Below are 18,214 nucleotides of genomic sequence, written 5' to 3'. Positions count from 1 at the left end.
TTTCCGGATTGGTATGAGTCTTATTATTCGTCTCAGAGTTTGTAGAGGCGCTTTACGTTGATCACGAGCTCTGATATTCCGACACTTATTATTAAGCTCTGCTCTCTCTAGCAGCGCTTGATTACGTAAGTTTATACTTGTGGCTATTGGTTCGTTGATTAACTTTTCCTGAGCGTCTTGAGAGCTCTATCTCCTACTAATTTGAACTGGCTGATAAAGATGCCTCGTTTCTAATAACAAGGTTTTGTTGGTCGGTAACTCTTGCTATCTCCCTCTACTTAATAGATTAATCTACAGGCAGTTACGTGAACTCCCCGGTTATAACGGTTTATAGTTGGAACGTTGATGGCTATTTAATTGTTAATTCAACGTGACTTTAAGTGGGCATCTGTCTGCGGGTAAATATCTTTAAGCGCCTTCTCTCAAGCTGATCTCCATTTGTTCTTGAACTTCAAGGTATCACTTTTCTCTATGACTCCTCTCGAACCTCTTATAAGGACTTGTTTATAAGAATGGTAAAACTCGTACAGACACAACTAAAGTCGTTCTCCGTGTGTTTGAGAAGCCCAGTTGAGCAATTTCATGGTTAGTTGGTATTGGGCAGGTAAGTGTTTGATGAGCTTGGTTTATAGCTATTGTAGAAGTTATCTAGGGTTAAATAGCAGATACAAAAAAGCCGATGCTAGACATCGGCTTAGTTTGAGTCGCTTAGAGTTAAGCGGGTTGAACTAGAGCGAGCGCTTTACGAGAAACCTCGTGAGCTGCTTTCGTTAAGTTTTGCTTCTCTAGTGCGTCAGATAGGTATCCGTAATCTGAAACATTTGAGCGAAGTGCTAGGGCTTTTTCGAAGTGGCTTTGTGCTTCCGCCCACTTCTGCTCTCTTAAGTAGAACTGAGCCAGAGCGCTGTGTGCTTCGGCATTACCACTGTCTTTACTGATTGCACGTTCTAGCATGACCACTACTGGGTGGTGATCGGCTAGATTCAACTCTGGAAGCAACATGTAGAGCTCATTTGAACCACTCTTCGCAATGTTCTCTTTGATCACTGTGAACGCTTCTGAGTCAGCTTTGCGAGCGATCAGTTGCTTCACAAAGCAAGATACAAGGTGCGAACTTTGTTTCTGCTTTCTTGAAAGCTTGTTCCAATGGCTGATTAAACCTTCGCTACCTTGTTGTTGAGCTACATCATGAAGTAATCCACATTGTGCTTTCTGTTCTAATTCACGTTGCTCATCAGCTGTTAGAAGTTTGTTCTTAACTAATTTAGGCGTTAACTCTAGCAATGGCTGCCATAACTTCAGTTGCAAGTAAGTGGCTTTTAACAGGCCAAGTACAGCAGTGTTATTAGGGTATGTGCCTTTTAGGGTAGAAAGTGTATCGAATGCAGCTTCGTAGTTTGACTCGCTGATTTGCTGTTTAGCTTTAGTTAGCTCAACCGCCAGTAGAGAGTCGTCCTGTTGGCTAGCAAGCTCGATGTACTTATCACGCTCACTCGTATTACCTTGTTCGTGCGCCGCTTGAGAAGCGACTAAATAACAAAGTAGAGGCATGTCGTGATGGTTAGCCCAACGTGTTACCTTCTTCTCAGCGCCTTTCCAGTCACCTTCAAGCAGCTTGATGATGCCTTCATTGGTATAACGACGAGAGCGTTTCAATTTACGAACACTGAACCAATTCCAAGTTGTCGAGCTCGCGTACATAAGCTTTTTAAATAGGTACTCTAAGCCGAATAGAGCCGCTAGAAGAGCGATGACGAAGATAACCAGTGTTGTCACGCTCATCTCAATGGTCTTATTCGCAATTGAGATCAGAACGTAGCCTTGTTGACCAGAGAACTGAGTACCAACAATTAACCCAGCACCTAGAACGAGAAAAAGAAAAATCCAACGAATCATTATTTTTCCTCCGTGGTCATAACGGTGACTTCACGACGTAGGCGCTCACGTATCACATCTGACAACTCATTTTGAGATTCAAGCTTTACAGGGTATTTCACAGAGATGTTCTGTTCACTTAGCTGTTTAATCGCTTTCTCAAATTCAATCACTGAGTTGTTATCTTGGTTTAGATACGCTTTCGACCACTCGCTAGCGGTATTAAGAGCTGCGCTATAGAGTTCACCTTGTTCTTTGTAGACGGCGCGAATCGCGGTTTCTAATTTACCTTTGATGTTTTCACGCAGGTAGAAGTGTTGTTCAGGAGAGAGTAGAGGGATAACTTCGCCATCACGACTGCGGAATGTGATGAAGTTTTCTGAGAAGTCTTTCATCGACGTCATCAGGTTGTTCTGCCAATCATTAATATCTTGCGATACCGCTTTTTTCTCAACAACCGCAGCTTCCGGAAGAATCGCATTGGCAAGCGGCAGTGTATCGACTTGCTGTTGCAAGCTTGTGATACGCAGAACTAAGCCGTCACGGTCGATCAGAGGAATAGTGCGAAGCTTGGTAATGTCATTGGTCATTGATTGACGCAGTGACACTAAGCTCGGGTCATTCAGTGCTGCGATACGTTGATCGGCGCTTTCCATTAACTTGGTTGCGCTAACGGCATCATGCTCGAGGAACAGTTTACGTCCTGCTAGTTTCACAAGGTAATCGGCTTCGGCAAGTAACCAGTCATTCGGGCGGCGACCTTTCACGTCAGCCACTGCTAACTGCAGGCTTTGAATGCTCTTCTGCTGTTGAGATTGCACGACCTGAGTTTTCTCCACCGCGTGTGAGGCTTCTTGGATAGTCTCTTGCTTGATGGTTTGTAGGTCTTTATTTACCGCAGATTGGGTATTTTGAAGTTGTGCTTGAAGAGCGGCTATTTGAGCCGAGTATTCAGCGCTCTTTTGCTGCATTTGAAATGCGATACCGCCACTGAAGATAATTGAAATAGCGATCGCAATAGCGCCTAGTTTGACACCGCGCTTACCTTGCTTTTCTGCTTTCTCTATTTGCTCTTTATGCTCAGCTTGAGGCTGCTCATTTTTAGCGGTATTTGAAGCAGAGGCATCAAGCTTCTGTTCAGGTTGTTTTGTCTCTGTAGAGTCAGCTTTTTCGTTTTCAACAACTACTGGCTGAGTATCTTGTTTCTTTTCAGGTTCAATATGCTCATTATTTTTTTTGCTTGTCATGCTTATTTCCTGTTTCTAGCTAGGGCCGGAGAGCAGCCAGTAATATTTGGTTCGTAGCACTGTGAGTATTGGTCACATTCGAGAAGCCGAGTTGTTGTGCTCGTTCTACAATGCGCTGGCTTGGGACAAATAGATGTCTTGTTGAAAGCCAAGCCAAATACTCATCAGGGGTAATTGAGCAGAGATACTCCAATTGTTCCTGACTAGTGATGACAACTTTGGACGTTTTTTTGTTTATCCATGTTTGATAGGTATTGTGGTCGCTAATAGGAATATATTCTCTACGGTAGGTCTCACAATAAGAGACTTGTGCACCTCGATTGAGTAGAGAATCCCTAATGAGCTCACGCCCACCATTGCCACGTAGTATCAAAATGGACTTATTTTCTACGCCATTAAGTTCAGTAAGTTTAAGAAGATGTTCACTATCACTAACTTGAGGATAGTTTACTTTTTGTTTACAGACTTTGCTTAAAACGTGCGCAGTTTTTTGACCAACGCCAAGATAAAGCGGCGAAGTAGGCCAAATGGATGAGGTTTTTGAAAGGATGCTTTGGGCAGCCGCCACGGCGTGGTGACTGACTGCAATAATGATATCGCTGTTATTAAGCTGGGTGCTTAAATCCGCAGAGTTGGGATTATCCACGATACGAATCAGCGGATGATGGATTGCTTGAACCCCTTCATCCGCTAGTTGTTGGCAAAGCGATTGTCCCTCTGAACCGGGACGAGTCACCAACACTGTCATGATTATTCTTGGTCAACGTAGAGCTTGGTTAAGATTTCTCTCGCGCCATCATCCAGCAATTGATTTGCCAGAGTCACGCCAAGTGCTTCTGCATCTTTGCGAGGGCCAGAGATCTCACCACGAACCATCTTAGAACCGTCCGGTTCACCAACTAATGCACGTAGCCAGATGTTTTCGCCATCTAATAATGAGTAGCTGCCGATAGGAACCTGACAGCCACCTTCTAGGGTAAGGTTCATTGCACGTTCGCACAGTACACGATCAGCCGTGTCTTTATGATTCAGTGGTTCAAGGAGTTTAATCAGACGCTCGTCATCAAGGCGACACTCAATACCAACAGCGCCTTGGCCAACAGCAGGGAGAGACTGCTCTGGTTCGATGAAGCTACGAATACGCTCTTCTAGCTCTAGACGTTTAAGACCTGCAGCAGCCAGTACGATCGCATCGTATTGACCATCATCGAGTTTACCTAGACGAGTACCAACGTTGCCGCGCAGCTCTTTGATGATCAGATCTGGGCGGTATTCTAACAGTTGGCATTGGCGACGCAGACTGCACGTACCCACGACAGCACCTTGTGGGAGTTCGTCGATGTTGTTGTAAGTGTTTGATACGAAAGCGTCACGCGGATCTTCGCGCTCACAAATTGTTACCAGACCTAGACCTTCAGGGAAGTCGACAGGTACATCTTTCATTGAGTGAACCGCTAGGTCAGCACGACCTTCTAGCATGGCTACTTCAAGTTCTTTAACGAACAGTCCTTTACCACCCACTTTAGCAAGCGGAGTGTCTAGGATGATGTCACCTTTGGTCACCATAGTTACCAACTCAACCTCTAAACCAGGGTGAGCAGCTTGCAGTGCATCCCTTACAAAGTATGCCTGCCAAAGGGCAAGAGGGCTTTTTCTGGTCGCGATACGGATTGGTGCTGAATTTGTCATGGTGTTTCCGATATAGGTTCTGTAATAGCCTAATCCTACCATTATGAGGCGAGAATTCTTACTGTTTGATCATTCCATACTTTGATAGCTGAGAGATTTTCATGAGTTCACCAAAATAGTGTGATTAGTATCTCATTTGAAACATGGGCTATTATTAGAAATAGTCAATAAAGAGGACACTACGGCGCCGTGAGTTTAACTTTCTGTCATCAAGGAATTGACCAGTATGACGGGTTCCTTTGCTTTACCATTAAGGGTAAAAGTGTTAAATTGATCACGTTTTGTTGCTCCTTTCGTTCAGTAACTAAACAGAACTGCACTTAACCTCAAACCAAGGACTTACCTTGCAGGCTTACACTCAAACTTTGATTCAACGATTAGACAATCTAAATCAGCAGCGCATTGATCGTGCGTTGGCGTTGATGAATGTGCAAGGCCAGCGAGTATTCAACCTTATTCCCGCACTGCTTCACTTCAATCACCCGATGATGCCTGGTTATTATGACCAACAAGTTCCTTTTGGAATTCGTAGCTTCACGCTTAATGAATTCCAAAAGCAATTTGTCTCTGATACCGAATTAACGCTGGGTGGCAAACTCACCGAGACGGATGAACCAGCAATCCTTGGCTTGTACACCATGGGTAGTACTTCTTCTATTGGTCAAAGCACTTCAAGTGATCTTGATATCTGGGTGTGTGTTTCCCCGGATATGGATGGCGCCTCTCGCGATAGCCTAACCAACAAGTGTCTCTTGATTACTGATTGGGCTGAAACCTTAGGGGTTGAAGCGAACTTCTTCTTGATGGATGAAGAGCGTTTCCGTTCGAACCATTCAGAAGAGATGACCGGCGATAACTGTGGTTCTTCACAGCACTTATTATTGCTTGATGAGTTTTATCGCTCTGCGGTTCGTTTGGCTGGTCAGCGTTTGTTGTGGCAAATCATTCCGCCAGAAATGGAAGAGTGTTACGACGAGTATGTTCAAGGTTTGTGTCAGGATGGGTATCTTGATTGCTCGCAGTGGATCGATTTCGGCAAGCTGAATCGCATTCCCGCTGAAGAGTACTTTGGTTCAAACCTGTGGCAGCTCTATAAGAGTATCGACTCACCGTATAAATCGGTTTTGAAGGCGATCCTGTTAGAAGCCTATTCATGGGAATACCCAAACACCCAACTGCTGAGTATTGATACCAAGCGTCGCTTCTTCGCGGATGAACCGGATCTGTATGGCATGGATAGCTACTATCTGATGCTTGAAAAGGTAACGCGCTATCTAGAACGCATTAACGACCACACTCGATTGGACTTGGTAAGACGCTGTTTTTATCTTAAGACCCACGAGAAGCTGTCACGAGATGCGGGCATTGGTTCTGTTGCGTGGCGTCGTGAAGCCTTGACTGAGATGACTAAGTCTTGGAATTGGGGACATGAAACCATTGCTGAGCTCGATAACCGCCGTAACTGGAAGGTTGAGCAGGTTAAAGTGGTGCACCATGCACTGCTTGATGCCTTGATGCTGAGCTACCGTAATCTGATTCAATTTGCGCGTCGTAACGACATCACTTCGGCAATCAGTCCACAAGATATCAGCATCTTGGCACGTAAGCTTTACGCTGCGTTTGAGGTATTGCCAGGTAAAGTGACACTGCTGAACCCACAAATCTCTCCGGATCTGCATGAACCCGACTTGAGCTTCATCGAAGTTCGTCAGGGTCAGTCGAATAAAGCAGGTTGGTACTTGTATAAGCAGCCACTGGTTGCACACCGCATTCTTGGTCAGCCTTCTCTAGAGCACCATGAGTACTTGAGTAAGTTGGTAGCATGGTCGTTTTTTAATGGCTTGATTACCGAGTCGACACGTTTGCACTCTGTGGTACGTGACGCTCACATCGATATCGATAAGTTCTATCAAATGGTGAGCGACCTGCGTAATACGTTTTCTTTGCGTAAGCGTCGCCCAAGTATGCAAGCACTGGCGAGCCCGTGTGAGATAAGCCAGCTAGCGATGTTCATCAACTTTGAAAATGACCCGACGTCTGAATTAAGTGGTCGTGCATTAAAAGTGGACCTCAAGAACGCCGATATCTTCAGCTTTGGTGAGGAAGGTAAGAGCTTAGTCGGCAGTGTCGACTTAGTTTATCGTAACTCTTGGCATGAAGTACGTACGCTGCATTTCCAAGGTGATACGGCAATGCTGGATGCGCTGAAGACGGTACTTGGCAAAATGCACCAAGATGCTTTACCGCCAGAATCGGTTGATGTGTTCTGTTACAGCAAAAACCTGCGTGGTGTGATGCGTAACATGGTGTATCAACTGCTTGCTGAGTGTATCGATTTACGATTGAAACCGATTGAACCCGAGAAGCGCCGCCGCTTTAAGGCTATTCGTTTAGCTAATAAGATGTTTGGTCTGTTCTTCGAACGTCGTGGTGTGTCGGTACAGATGTTGGAAAACTCGGTCGATTTCTACCGTAGCATCTCAACCAATAAGCTCAAAGGCTCACCTTTACTGATGCTCGATAAAGAGCAAGAGTATCAGCTACCAGAAGTGGTGGATGGTTTTGCGAGTGAGGGCTTGATTCAGTTCTTTTTCGAAGATACCGACAAAGGCTTCAATATTTATGTATTGGACGAGTCGAACCAAGTTGAGGTCTACCACCAGTACAGCGGTGAAAAAGATGAGATGATCGCGAGCGTGAATTCTTTCTACACATCGGTAAAAGATGAGTCGAAGATGTCGTCTAAGTTGATTAACTTTAACCTACCTCAGTACTACCAAATCGTTCATCCTGAAGAAGGCAATTCTTACGTTGTGCCTTATCGTAACGATGCAACTTTAGCTTCTCGGAGCTCAAAGATAGTCAACATCTAGTCTTACTAAGCCCGATTGATATTGAAAAAGGAGTGATTGATTCACTCCTTTTTAGTTTTGCTTACAAATGATTAGACCCAATCGATCGCTTCACCTGCGTGCTTCACGCATTCTTCTTTAACCATCTCAAACAGCTCCATGCCCGTCTTTGAACATGTCCACTTGTCGTCAACTAGCTTGAAGTGAAAGCCACCAGATTTAGACGCTAACCAGATTTCTTTCATTGGTTCTTGGCGGTTAATGATGATTTGGCTGCGGTTCTCAAACTCCAGCGTCATCACGTTACCAGTCACTTCGTAATCAATATCTGCCTCTGATTCATCGATAGCTTCTTCGATGTTTTGCATCTGTATATCGACCAGCTGATGAAATTCAGTCTCGTTCATCCTTTCTATCCTATTGCTTTTCCTGAGTGTGGTGCGATTATAGGGGGCATTGAGTTAATAATCACGATATGCAAAATGAAAAAATTAATTGCTGCTCTATTTATGATGTCCGTTATTGGACTTTCTGGTTGTGGTCAAACGGGTCCTTTGTACGATCCTGATGAAGTTCAGAAAACCGAACAATCACAATAAGTGAAAACACGCAGAAATCGTTATTTATAAGGGATAAGAACTTTGGATTACTTCAACTATCAGGAAGATGGCCAGCTTTGGGCTGAGGACGTCGCACTTTCACAACTAGCAGAGCAATATGGTACACCGCTGTATGTATATTCTCGTGCAACATTAGAACGCCACTGGAATGCGTTTGATTCATCGGTTGGTGAGCATCCGCACTTGGTGTGTTATGCCGTTAAAGCTAACTCAAACCTTGGCGTGTTGAATACTTTGGCTCGTTTGGGCTCTGGCTTCGATATCGTTTCTGGCGGTGAGCTAGAGCGTGTGGTTGCTGCCGGTGGCGATCCAGCAAAAGTTGTATTCTCTGGTGTCGGTAAAACAGCCGCTGAAATGAAGCGTGCGCTTGAGTTGAACATTAAGTGTTTCAACGTAGAGTCTGAACCAGAACTAGAGCGACTGAATAAAGTAGCTGGTGAGCTTGGTGTTAAAGCGCCGATTTCACTGCGTATCAACCCAGACGTTGATGCGAACACTCACCCTTATATCTCTACTGGTCTGCGTGATAACAAGTTTGGTATCGCTTTCGACCGTGCTCCTGCTGTCTATGAGTTTGCAAAAACACTCGATAACTTGTCTATCCATGGTATTGATTGCCACATTGGTTCTCAGTTAACGGATATCGAACCTTTCATCGATGCAACCGATCGCCTGCTTGCGCTGATAGACCAGCTACGTGCTAACGGTATCAACATCAAACACCTTGATGTCGGTGGCGGTTTGGGTGTGGTTTATCGTGATGAATTACCACCACAGCCTTCTGACTACGCGAAAGCCTTATTGGCTCGCCTAGACAATCATTCTGATCTAGAGCTGATTTTCGAGCCTGGAAGAGCGATTGCTGCTAACGCTGGTGTATTATTAACGAAAGTCGAGTTCCTCAAGCCAACAGAGCACAAGAACTTTGCCATCATCGATGCAGCAATGAACGACCTAATGCGCCCAGCACTTTATCAAGCTTGGCAGGATATTGTTCCTGTTAGCCCTCGTCAGGGTGAAGCTGTGACTTACGATTTGGTTGGCCCAATCTGTGAGACAGGCGATTTCCTAGGTAAAGATCGTGACCTTGTTCTTGAAGAAGGTGATCTGCTAGCAGTTCGTTCAGCGGGTGCTTATGGCTTCGCGATGTCATCTAACTACAACACTCGTTCGCGTGCGGCTGAAGTGATGGTGGATGGCGATAAAACTCACTTGGTTCGTCAGCGTGAAGAGCTTACGAGTCTGTGGGAACTTGAAAACATTCTTCCGGAGTAATTTTAAGCGTTATGCACTTCCACTTTTCTAAAATGCATGGTTTGGGCAATGATTTCATGGTCGTGGACTGCATTACTCAAAATATTTTCTTTTCTCCAGATTTGATCCGTCGTTTGGCGGATCGTCACACTGGTGTGGGCTTTGATCAGCTACTTGTGGTTGAGGCTCCCTATGATCCAGAAACTGATTTCCATTACCGCATATTCAATGCGGATGGCAGTGAAGTGGAGCAGTGTGGCAATGGTGCACGTTGTTTTGCACGATTCGTTCGCATGAAAGGCTTAACGAATAAGTACAGCATCAACGTGAGTACCAAGAAAGGTAAAATGGTTCTCAAGATTGAAGAGAATGACCTGATCACGGTGAACATGGGCATTCCTGAGTTCGAACCCGGCAAGATTCCATTCAAGGCCAAGCAGCCAGAGAAGACGTATATCCTAAGAACGGATGTACACACCTTATTCTGTGGTGCGGTAAGCATGGGTAACCCACATGTGGTTACCGTGGTTGATGACGTCGACACGGCTGATGTGGACACCTTAGGCCCACTACTTGAATCACATGAACGTTTCCCTGAGCGTGTTAATGCTGGCTTTATGCAGGTCGTTAACCGTGAAGAAGTTCGTCTACGTGTTTACGAACGCGGCGCGGGTGAAACTCAGGCATGTGGCAGCGGAGCGTGTGGCGCAGTTGCAGTGGGTATCACTCAAGGCTTACTGGCTGAGAATGTGAAGGTTCGTCTACCAGGCGGTGACTTACACATTAGCTGGCAAGGCCCGGGTAAACCTCTGTTTATGACCGGCCCTGCAACGCATGTATTTGATGGTCAACTTTCTTGCTAATAACGACCCAAAACAAATATATTCATAAAAATAAAGGATAGGTTTTGTCTTACGTTGAAGCCGACGCACTCACCGCAGAAGTGGTCGCGGAATATTTACGTGATAACCCAGATTTTTTCCAAGGCCGAAAAGATTTGGTTGATCGCCTTGCTATCAATAACGTTGAGCAGGGCGCTGTTTCTCTGGTTGAGGTTCAGCTTAAACGCCAACGTCATCGAATCGAAGAGCTTGAAGAAGAGATCACTGGCTTGATGTCGTTGGCAGCAAATAACGATAAAACCTTCTATGAGTTTATGGATCTGCAAGCGCAAGTGCTGAAATGCAGTGACTTCATGCAGGTGATAAAAGCCGTTGAACAAAAAGCGTTAGATCTTGGGCTTAAGGCCCATGTTCGTATTCTTTCGCAATCTGGCTTTTATCAGTTGAGTGCTGAGGGTTACTCTAAGTTTTCGCTTAACCATTTCAATGGCAAAGATGCTTATCTTGGACGCTTGAGAAAAGCCGACAGACACGATTTGTTTGGTGATTATCCAGTTCCAGAGCTAGGCTCTTATGTAGTACTACCGCTTGCTAAGCAGTCTCCATTGGGTTTGCTCGCCTTTTCTAGTGAAGATGGCGGACATTTCCAACCCCATATGGATACGCTCTTTTTACGCCATTTAGCACTTGTTGTCGCTCATTTGGCGGACACCTTACCTTGGCAGATAAATAATGAGCCTAGAGCCCAAAATACCTCTTCCTAACAGCCTTCAAAAGCCACTTTCTCGCTTCTATGAATATCTCCGAAGCGAGAAGGGACTCAGCCTACACACCCAACGTAATTACAAACAACAACTTGAAACCATGGCCGGTCATTTAGTCACTCTAGGGCTAAAGGATTGGGGTCAAGTCGATGCGGCGTGGGTCAGACAACTGGCCAGTAAAGGCATGCGTGAGGGAATGAAAGCGAGCAGCATTGCAACGCGCTTATCGTCACTGCGCAGCTTCTTTGATTTCCTTGTGTTGCGTGGCGAAATGACCGCCAATCCAGCCAAAGGTGTCTCTGCACCTCGCAAACAACGCCCTTTGCCTAAAAACCTCGATGTTGATGAAGTGGGTCAACTGCTTGATGTGAATGAGGACGATCCATTGTCGATTCGTGATCGAGCGATGATGGAGGTGATGTATGGTGCTGGATTACGACTGGCAGAACTGGTCGGCATCAATCTGAAAGATGTGTTGGGTCGACAAGGCGAAATCCGAGTGATTGGTAAAGGCGACAAAGAACGCAAAGCGCCTTTTTCTGGTTTAGCTAAAGAGTGGGTCGATAAATGGCTCAAAGTTCGTGGTGAATTGGCTTCACCGGGTGAAACCGCGCTGTTTGTCTCTAAGCTCGGGACTCGTATCTCTCACCGCAGCGTGCAAAAGCGCATGGAAGAGTGGGGCAAGAAGCAATCTGTCGCGAGCCACATCAGCCCGCATAAACTGCGTCACTCCTTTGCAACGCATGTGCTGGAATCGAGCCAAAATCTTCGTGCTGTGCAAGAGTTGCTTGGCCATGAAAACATCTCGACGACCCAAGTGTATACCCACTTAGATTTCCAACACTTAGCACAAGCTTATGATCAGGCTCACCCGAGAGCTCGTAAGAAGAATAAAGATTAGATTAAAGGGTTTACTATGCGAATTTATCGAGGGTTAAAGCCCATCAAAGCCATGACCTTTGACTTGGATGACACCCTGTATGACAACTGGCCTGTGATCATGAAGGTTGAGAAAGAGATGGCACAGTGGCTTTATCAAAAGCACCCAGTGTCGGCTTCTTTATCGCTTGAAGAGTGGCAGGGCATTAAGCAGCAAGTCGCATCTGAAAACCCAGCTTTGAAACATGATGTCACCGTGTGGCGTGAAACTCAGATTAAGAGTGGTTTGCTGCAATTGGGTTACTCTCTGCAGCAAGCAGAGCAAGCGGCTCGAGAGGGCATTGAGCATGCCTTGTGGTTGCGTAATCAAGTCGATGTCCCTCAAGAAACGCATCGAGTGATGACTGAACTTAGCCAACGTATTCCTCTGGTTGCGATTACCAATGGCAATGTCGATCCACACAAAATTGGCTTAGGGCTGTACTTTCAATTAATCCTTAAAGCCGGCCCTGATGGCAGAGCAAAACCCTATCCAGATATGTTTGAAAAAGCTCAGCAACACCTAGGTTGTGACGCTGAGAATATTCTTCATGTTGGCGATCACCTCAAAACGGATGTCTATGGAGCCAAGCAAAATGGCTTCCAAGCGTGCTGGTTTAATGACACTGGTTCCAATTTATACCGCTCCCCGAAGGCGAGTGTGCTCCCTGATGTTGAAATAGACCAACTTAGCGATCTTATGCGACTAATTTAATGGCTCGGTAAGCTTATTGTGTCGCATTTATGCTATTGAATTGTTACATTAGTCGCCTATAAAAGCCTGATTAGGCTAGGATAATTGGCGACTACTTTTTATCGATTCATTTCAGTCATAGCAGTGGTTGCGGGTTGTTACTTCACTCGATTTTGAACAAGGGTTGGCATGCAAACATTTACATTTCTCGCAAATACTGAGGCGTTATTTAGAGCTCAATTTGATCAGCGAGAATGGTGTGACAGCAAACAGTACCTTATTCAAATTTTCTCAGCTCAATCTTCAGATCTAGCTCGTCAAATCGCGGGTGTTGCCCTCAATCGTTTAAATAATGCGACGCTAATTGGCCAGAGTGCTCGTCATGTTATCTGTGATAATTGCCTTGAAAGTGCATGCACCTTAGTCATCATCAGTGAGTTCAACGAAACCCATCTAACCTCTGCGGTCCAGCCTTTTTCCGGCAATCCAAATCAAGACAGCCAAGACTTAGCTTTTCAGCTGCGCCTTACAGAAGAAACCAAAACGGTCATCAGCTTGTGCGATCAGGTTGAAGGGCGTGATTATCCTATTTATAGCGCTTTTGAAAATTTGCCTTACGCCTTGCCGATAGCTGGTGGACTGTGCCATGAGAATGAATTTGGCCGTTGGGTTATGTATAACGAGCAAACCTACCAGCACGCCTGTGTTGCTGTGGCTCTGACTAACCCAAGATTGAAGGTTTGGTCGGACGCGTACTCTGAGTGGAACCCGATTGGGATGAAGCTACGAGTCACACACGCAATCGGAAATCGCTTATACGCATTGAACGACAAGCCGGCTATTGAAGTATTCAAACATTACCTTGCGGATGGCAAAGACCTTCCTTTTAGTCAACTGATGAGCTTTCCACTTTATCGAGAACTTGGCAGAAAGAAGGGTATCTCGACGCCGCTACGTATTAATGATGATGGCAGTATTGAGTTTGATAGCCCTTGGCATGTCGGTGAAGAGGCGCAGTTTTGTTATAACCACCCATCGCTCACTGCAGAAAAGGTGCACCACGGTGCCGAGATGCTAGCCATGCATCAGCCTGAATCGGTGATCATTTATAACTGCGTATCTCGACTTGAATTTATCGACAGTAAACTTGAGCTCAAGCCATTTGAAGGGATAGTGAATACATGTGGTGCCTACTGCATGGGGGAGCTATACCGTAATGAAGACCGCCAAGAGATACTGCACCACAGCTTGACTTATATCGCTATGCGCGAGTCTGACGAGATTAAAGAGTTTCATTGCGAAGACTTTCAGTGTGGCTCAACCGTGTCGCCATTGCTTAACCTAGTCAGAAATGCAGTCGCTGATCTCGACAGTATGAATACTCAGATGGAAAAGAAACTCCATCAACAAGCGCGTCGCTTAACCGAAAGCTATCGCATTGACTCGCGTACTGGTTTGCCGAACCGTATCGTACTGAAAGAGCGCCTCAATACGATTCTGTTCAGTGAACATCTGCTGACCTTAAAGCTAACCAACTTCCATCAGGTTAACGAGAAGTATGGTTATCAAGTGGGGGATCAGCTGCTACTCGATCTGTCTAATCACTTTATCGAGCGATTACAGCTTCGTGTGGTTAAAGAGCCTCGCGTGAAGGTAGAGCTATTCAGTATTGGTGTTGGAGAGTGGGCGATTATCTTCAATGCTAGTGTTGGTAGTACGAAAATAAAAGAAGGTTTCGTTGAGTTCGCCGATGACATCGAACACATAAATTTTGAGCCATATGGTTTGGCTGATATTGATTACCTGTCAGTTTCTCTGTGTGGCGGCTTTGCTAGTCGTTGTGACTTCTTAACCGACAGTGGTGACCAGATCTTATTGAAAGCGATCGAAGCTCGACGCTATGGAGTACGTAACAATACCCACATCACCAATGCCAAAGATATTCAGGTGAGCGAAGAGGACCGCAAAGAGCAACTCGGTTGGTTGAGTTGTGTAAGTCGTGCGATTCTAGATCAGAACATCATCACCTATTCCCAGCCGATTGTGGAGTCGGTTACGCACGAAATGATTGGCCAAGAGTGTTTGGTCAGAATCATGGAGTCGGACGGTACTATTGTGCCACCAGGAAAGTTCTTACCTATCATTGCTGACACCCATCTTTACACGCGCCTTAGTCGACACATGATTAAGAGCACTATTGGCTATATGGCGGATAAGCAGAGCTCATTTTCTATCAATCTATCCCCACAAGATTTGTTGAGCGATAAGACGCTCGAGGTCCTTGAGGCTGCGATCAGTGGTATGAACGATCCTACTCGACTTGGTTTAGAAGTTCTCGAGTCTGAACAGATTAAAGATTATGGCCGCATGATTGAGGTGTGTGATCACTTCCGTGCGCTTGGGGCGAGAATCATTGTTGATGACTTTGGCTCTGGTTACTCCAACATCGAGGAAATCATTAAGCTTGAGCCACAGATCATTAAGCTCGACGGTAGCTTGATTCGTAATATCGACAAAGATCAAAAACAAAGAAACATAGCCTCTCAGTTGATTCGTTTGTGCCAAGTGTTCAATGCCAAAACGGTCGCTGAATTTGTCCATAACCAACAGGTTTGTGAGATAGCAGAGCAAATGGGTGTCGATTATCTGCAGGGTTACTACTTCGGTGAGCCTAAGCGACTGTTTTAGCAGTTAAAGCTTCCCGCATTGTGTAACGACTGGCTATAAAAGTACTGCGCCGCCATTAATGACTGCTTTTTGGCGGAATGAATGATGTCTAACTAAGGTCACATTATTCATAACGCGATCGCAAGTATTCCGTGCAAGCCTTATCTATAATAAGCACAATAATAAATCATTAACGTAACGATTAATGTGAATATGCAGTCGACTTCTCTCCTGATACAAGACATTGAGCAAACCCAACGTGAATTGGAAAAGATAGATTTTCATCAACATGAAAGCCTACTGATTCAGGTGTTTTCGTCTTTCGAGAAAGGTTCTGTTTTGGCTGCCTGCCAAGTGATTCAATCGACTTTTCCCAATGCCAAATTGATTGGTTGCAGTGCTAACCACTACATTAGTCAAGGTGTCATCCTGCACCAAGGTCTTTATCTGATTGTTACCCGCTTTGACGCGACGTCTTACTCTTGTGGTGTTGTCGAATATAGCGAACAACCATTGCTCGATAGCCACGCTATGTGGCAACAGCTTGAGTGCAATGATAATACTCAAAGCATCATCTGTTTCGCAGACCGCTTGCAGATAAATAACCGAGATCTATTTTCAGCGTTTGAGCAGTCGATGTATTCATTACCGATCTGTGGCGGTGCATCGACCATCACAGATAATGGGCGATGGGTGATGTTAGACGGCATTTGCTATGAAAATGCCTATGTGATGTTGGCGCTGCACAGTGTTGAGCTCTCCATCGCTAAGGGTTACTACACTGAATGGAATCCGATTGGTCGAACTTTTCGAGTGACAGGTGCTCAAGAGAACCGGTTGTTGGAACTGGATGGGATGCCTGTTCGCGAACTCTACAATCGTTACCTCGCTGATGGCCTCGAAGTGCCTTTTGAGCAACTGCATAACTTTCCCTTGATGGTCGGTGACCCGAAAGAGCAAAACATTCACTTACCGCTCAAGGTAACGGAAAGTGGAGAGATAGAATTCAGCGGCCTGTTCCAAGTGGGCGATGAGGTCCGGTTTTGTTATGACCATCCATCACTGACCTTAGAGCAGATACGACTGGGCGCGCAGCAGATCGCCTCTCATAGGCCAGAACAGTTCTTCATTTATAACTGTACATCTCGTATCGACTTTATTGATGGCAACCAAGAGGTTGAGGTTTTCCAAAAATTGGCCGACAGCTATGGCGTTTACTGCATGGGAGAACTTTATCAAGAGAATGGCCAACAGCGAATCTTGCACCATAGCCTCACTTATCTTGCGCTTAGAGAAGGCGAGGGTAAGGCGGTATTGCCATTAGAGACGCAACCCGCGACCAACATATCCCCTCTGTTTTCATTGATCCGAAATGCACTGCTTGATGTCGATGACATGAACAACAGCATGGCGAGTAAGATTCAGCAGCAAGCCACTGCATTGACGGCAAGCTATCGAATTGATCACCGTACAGGTTTACCCAATCGAAGTGTGCTGCGTGAGAAACTGTCGAAGATGAGCAGTGATAGCCACTTACTAGCTTTGAAGGTCACGACCTTTGGCCAGATCAATGAGAAGTATGGTTATCGAGTAGGTGACAAGCTTCTGCATGATTTGAGTGAGTACTTTCAAAAGGCGCTGTGGCAGTTCTTTGATGAGGGCTGTCAGCTCTACAGTATCGGTATTGGTGAGTGGGCGGTGGTGTTTGATAGTTGGGCGAGCCAAGAACATATTCATCAGCGATTCTCGGAATTTGCCGATCAAACCGAGCATGTGAATTTTGAGCCTACCGGTTTACCCGATATTGATTACTTGTCGGTGTCTATCTGTGCGGGTATCGCCAGCCGTCGAGATTTCCCGACTACCTCTATTGATGACTTATTGTTGAAGGCGATTGATGCGAGGCGCAGCGCTGTCAGCCAGAACAAGCACCTAGTGAGCGCCAAGGCACTCATTCAATTGGAGAAGCATCGCCAAGAGCAACTTGGTTGGCTGTCGTGCGTGAGTCGCGCGGTGCTTAATCAGAATATTGTGGCGTGCTCTCAGCCCATAGTTTCAGCACACAGTCATCAGGTAGAGAGCTACGAGTGTTTGGTTCGAATTGAAGAGGACGGTCAGTTAATTGCACCGGGTAAGTTCTTGCCAATCATTGAAGGAACCCATCTCTATACACGCCTCAGTCGTCAGATGATAACGCGCACCTTCGATTTTATGAGTCAGCGAACCGATTCGTTCTCAATTAATTTAGCGCCACAAGATTTCAGCAATGAGAAAACCATTCTTCACCTTGAACAAGCGATCAAGAAAATCAGTCACCCACAGCGTATTGGCTTGGAGGTGTTAGAAACGGAACAAATTCAGGATTACGGTCGCTTGATTGAGGTGTGTAATCACTTCCGCGATCTTGGTGTGAATATTATTGTTGATGACTTTGGTTCGGGCTATTCGAACATTGATGAGATATTGAAGCTAGAACCACAGGTGATCAAGCTTGATGGCAGTTTGATTCGCAATATTGATAAAGATAAAAAGCAGCGCAAGATCGCTCAGCAGTTGGTGAGCTTATGCCAGATTCTGAATGCTAAGACGGTGGCGGAGTTCGTTCATAATGAGCAGGTGTGCCGTATTGCTGAAGACATGGGGGTCGATTACTTGCAAGGGTATTACTTTGGTCAACCTCAGCGTTTGTTTTGATGGAGCGAGCGTTTCACGTGAAACACTGGTTGGCTCAATAACGAAAATACGATGTAAAAAGGGTGAGCTTATGGCTCACCCTTTTTGTTTGTGCGCCG

General features: G+C 45.5%; 14 protein-coding genes. 9 read left to right on the top strand and 5 right to left on the bottom strand.

Features of this window, described 5'->3' with window-relative positions; translation table 11 throughout:
* Window positions 1-714: 714 nt before the first annotated feature.
* The 4 genes from AB4517_RS18205 to hemC are packed head-to-tail and all read right to left on the bottom strand — an operon-like array spanning window position 715 to window position 4,811.
* Entirely contained in the window at window positions 715-1,896 is a 1,182-nt protein-coding gene (locus tag AB4517_RS18205; protein WP_017063752.1) for a heme biosynthesis protein HemY, read from the bottom strand.
* Window positions 1,896-3,122: a uroporphyrinogen-III C-methyltransferase gene (locus AB4517_RS18200; RefSeq protein ID WP_017061006.1), complete on the bottom strand. Its 1,227-nt coding sequence runs from the start codon at window positions 3,120-3,122 to the stop codon at window positions 1,896-1,898. Before AB4517_RS18200 ends, AB4517_RS18205 begins: the two co-directional genes overlap by 1 nt.
* Window positions 3,123-3,141: 19 nt before the next feature.
* Entirely contained in the window at window positions 3,142-3,870 is a 729-nt protein-coding gene (locus AB4517_RS18195) for a uroporphyrinogen-III synthase (protein WP_017061007.1), read from the bottom strand.
* 2 nt (window positions 3,871-3,872) lie between these two features.
* A complete protein-coding gene (gene hemC / locus AB4517_RS18190; protein ID WP_017061008.1) occupies window positions 3,873-4,811 on the bottom strand; it encodes a hydroxymethylbilane synthase in 939 nt (312 codons plus the stop codon).
* A 344-nt stretch (window positions 4,812-5,155) separates the two neighbouring features.
* On the opposite strand from hemC, the gene AB4517_RS18185 reads away from it, so the two are divergent.
* Window positions 5,156-7,684 carry a class I adenylate cyclase gene (locus AB4517_RS18185; protein WP_017066755.1) on the top strand — a complete coding sequence of 843 codons (2,529 nt, stop codon included), beginning with the start codon at window positions 5,156-5,158 and terminating at the stop codon, window positions 7,682-7,684.
* A gap of 71 nt (window positions 7,685-7,755) precedes the next feature.
* Here AB4517_RS18185 and cyaY read toward each other — a convergent pair whose 3' ends face one another.
* Complete coding sequence (gene cyaY / locus AB4517_RS18180; protein ID WP_017061010.1) at window positions 7,756-8,070, bottom strand: iron donor protein CyaY; 315 nt, start codon at window positions 8,068-8,070, stop codon at window positions 7,756-7,758.
* 75 nt (window positions 8,071-8,145) lie between these two features.
* Here cyaY and lptM point away from each other — a divergent pair, with 75 nt between their 5' ends.
* From lptM to AB4517_RS18140, 8 genes are all read left to right on the top strand, one after another.
* Window positions 8,146-8,262, top strand: a complete 117-nt coding sequence (lptM, locus tag AB4517_RS22820) for an LPS translocon maturation chaperone LptM (RefSeq protein WP_408063657.1) — start codon at window positions 8,146-8,148, stop codon at window positions 8,260-8,262.
* Between the two features lie 42 nt (window positions 8,263-8,304).
* A complete protein-coding gene (gene lysA, locus AB4517_RS18170) occupies window positions 8,305-9,558 on the top strand; it encodes a diaminopimelate decarboxylase (protein ID WP_017061012.1) in 1,254 nt (417 codons plus the stop codon).
* Window positions 9,559-9,569: 11 nt separating this feature from the next.
* Window positions 9,570-10,400, top strand: coding sequence for a diaminopimelate epimerase (gene dapF / locus AB4517_RS18165; RefSeq protein ID WP_017061013.1), 831 nt, complete (start codon window positions 9,570-9,572; stop codon window positions 10,398-10,400).
* 44 nt (window positions 10,401-10,444) lie between these two features.
* On the top strand, window positions 10,445-11,143 hold the full coding sequence (locus AB4517_RS18160; protein ID WP_333913997.1) for a DUF484 family protein: 699 nt from the start codon (window positions 10,445-10,447) through the stop codon (window positions 11,141-11,143).
* A complete protein-coding gene (gene xerC, locus AB4517_RS18155; protein WP_017061015.1) occupies window positions 11,112-12,044 on the top strand; it encodes a tyrosine recombinase XerC in 933 nt (310 codons plus the stop codon). Before AB4517_RS18160 ends, xerC begins: the two co-directional genes overlap by 32 nt.
* Window positions 12,045-12,059: 15 nt before the next feature.
* Window positions 12,060-12,776 carry a 5-amino-6-(5-phospho-D-ribitylamino)uracil phosphatase YigB gene (gene yigB / locus AB4517_RS18150; RefSeq protein ID WP_017068593.1) on the top strand — a complete coding sequence of 239 codons (717 nt, stop codon included), beginning with the start codon at window positions 12,060-12,062 and terminating at the stop codon, window positions 12,774-12,776.
* Between the two features lie 168 nt (window positions 12,777-12,944).
* Window positions 12,945-15,443 carry an EAL domain-containing protein gene (locus AB4517_RS18145; protein ID WP_017071799.1) on the top strand — a complete coding sequence of 833 codons (2,499 nt, stop codon included), beginning with the start codon at window positions 12,945-12,947 and terminating at the stop codon, window positions 15,441-15,443.
* A 192-nt stretch (window positions 15,444-15,635) separates the two neighbouring features.
* Window positions 15,636-18,116: an EAL domain-containing protein gene (locus tag AB4517_RS18140; protein ID WP_372149093.1), complete on the top strand. Its 2,481-nt coding sequence runs from the start codon at window positions 15,636-15,638 to the stop codon at window positions 18,114-18,116.
* Window positions 18,117-18,214 lie beyond the last annotated feature (98 nt).

The sequence above is a fragment of the Vibrio sp. 10N.222.52.C3 genome (assembly GCF_041474195.1).
Classification (GTDB): Bacteria; Pseudomonadota; Gammaproteobacteria; order Enterobacterales; family Vibrionaceae; genus Vibrio; species Vibrio crassostreae_C.
This window is presented reverse-complemented; position numbering and strand designations above follow the sequence as displayed.

Bases quoted from the DNA above. Each gene is read 5' to 3' on its own strand.
- AB4517_RS18205 (WP_017063752.1), bottom strand. From the start codon at position 1,896: ATGATTCGTTGGATTTTTCTTTTTCTCGTTCTAGGTGCTGGGTTAATT.
- AB4517_RS18200 (WP_017061006.1), bottom strand. From the start codon at position 3,122: ATGACAAGCAAAAAAAATAATGAGCATATTGAACCTGAAAAGAAACAA.
- AB4517_RS18195 (WP_017061007.1), bottom strand. From the start codon at position 3,870: ATGACAGTGTTGGTGACTCGTCCCGGTTCAGAGGGACAATCGCTTTGC.
- hemC (WP_017061008.1), bottom strand. From the start codon at position 4,811: ATGACAAATTCAGCACCAATCCGTATCGCGACCAGAAAAAGCCCTCTT.
- cyaY (WP_017061010.1), bottom strand. From the start codon at position 8,070: ATGAACGAGACTGAATTTCATCAGCTGGTCGATATACAGATGCAAAAC.
- lptM (WP_408063657.1), top strand. From the start codon at position 8,146: ATGAAAAAATTAATTGCTGCTCTATTTATGATGTCCGTTATTGGACTT.
- dapF (WP_017061013.1), top strand. From the start codon at position 9,570: ATGCACTTCCACTTTTCTAAAATGCATGGTTTGGGCAATGATTTCATG.
- xerC (WP_017061015.1), top strand. From the start codon at position 11,112: ATGAGCCTAGAGCCCAAAATACCTCTTCCTAACAGCCTTCAAAAGCCA.
- yigB (WP_017068593.1), top strand. From the start codon at position 12,060: ATGCGAATTTATCGAGGGTTAAAGCCCATCAAAGCCATGACCTTTGAC.
- AB4517_RS18145 (WP_017071799.1), top strand. From the start codon at position 12,945: ATGCAAACATTTACATTTCTCGCAAATACTGAGGCGTTATTTAGAGCT.
- AB4517_RS18140 (WP_372149093.1), top strand. From the start codon at position 15,636: ATGCAGTCGACTTCTCTCCTGATACAAGACATTGAGCAAACCCAACGT.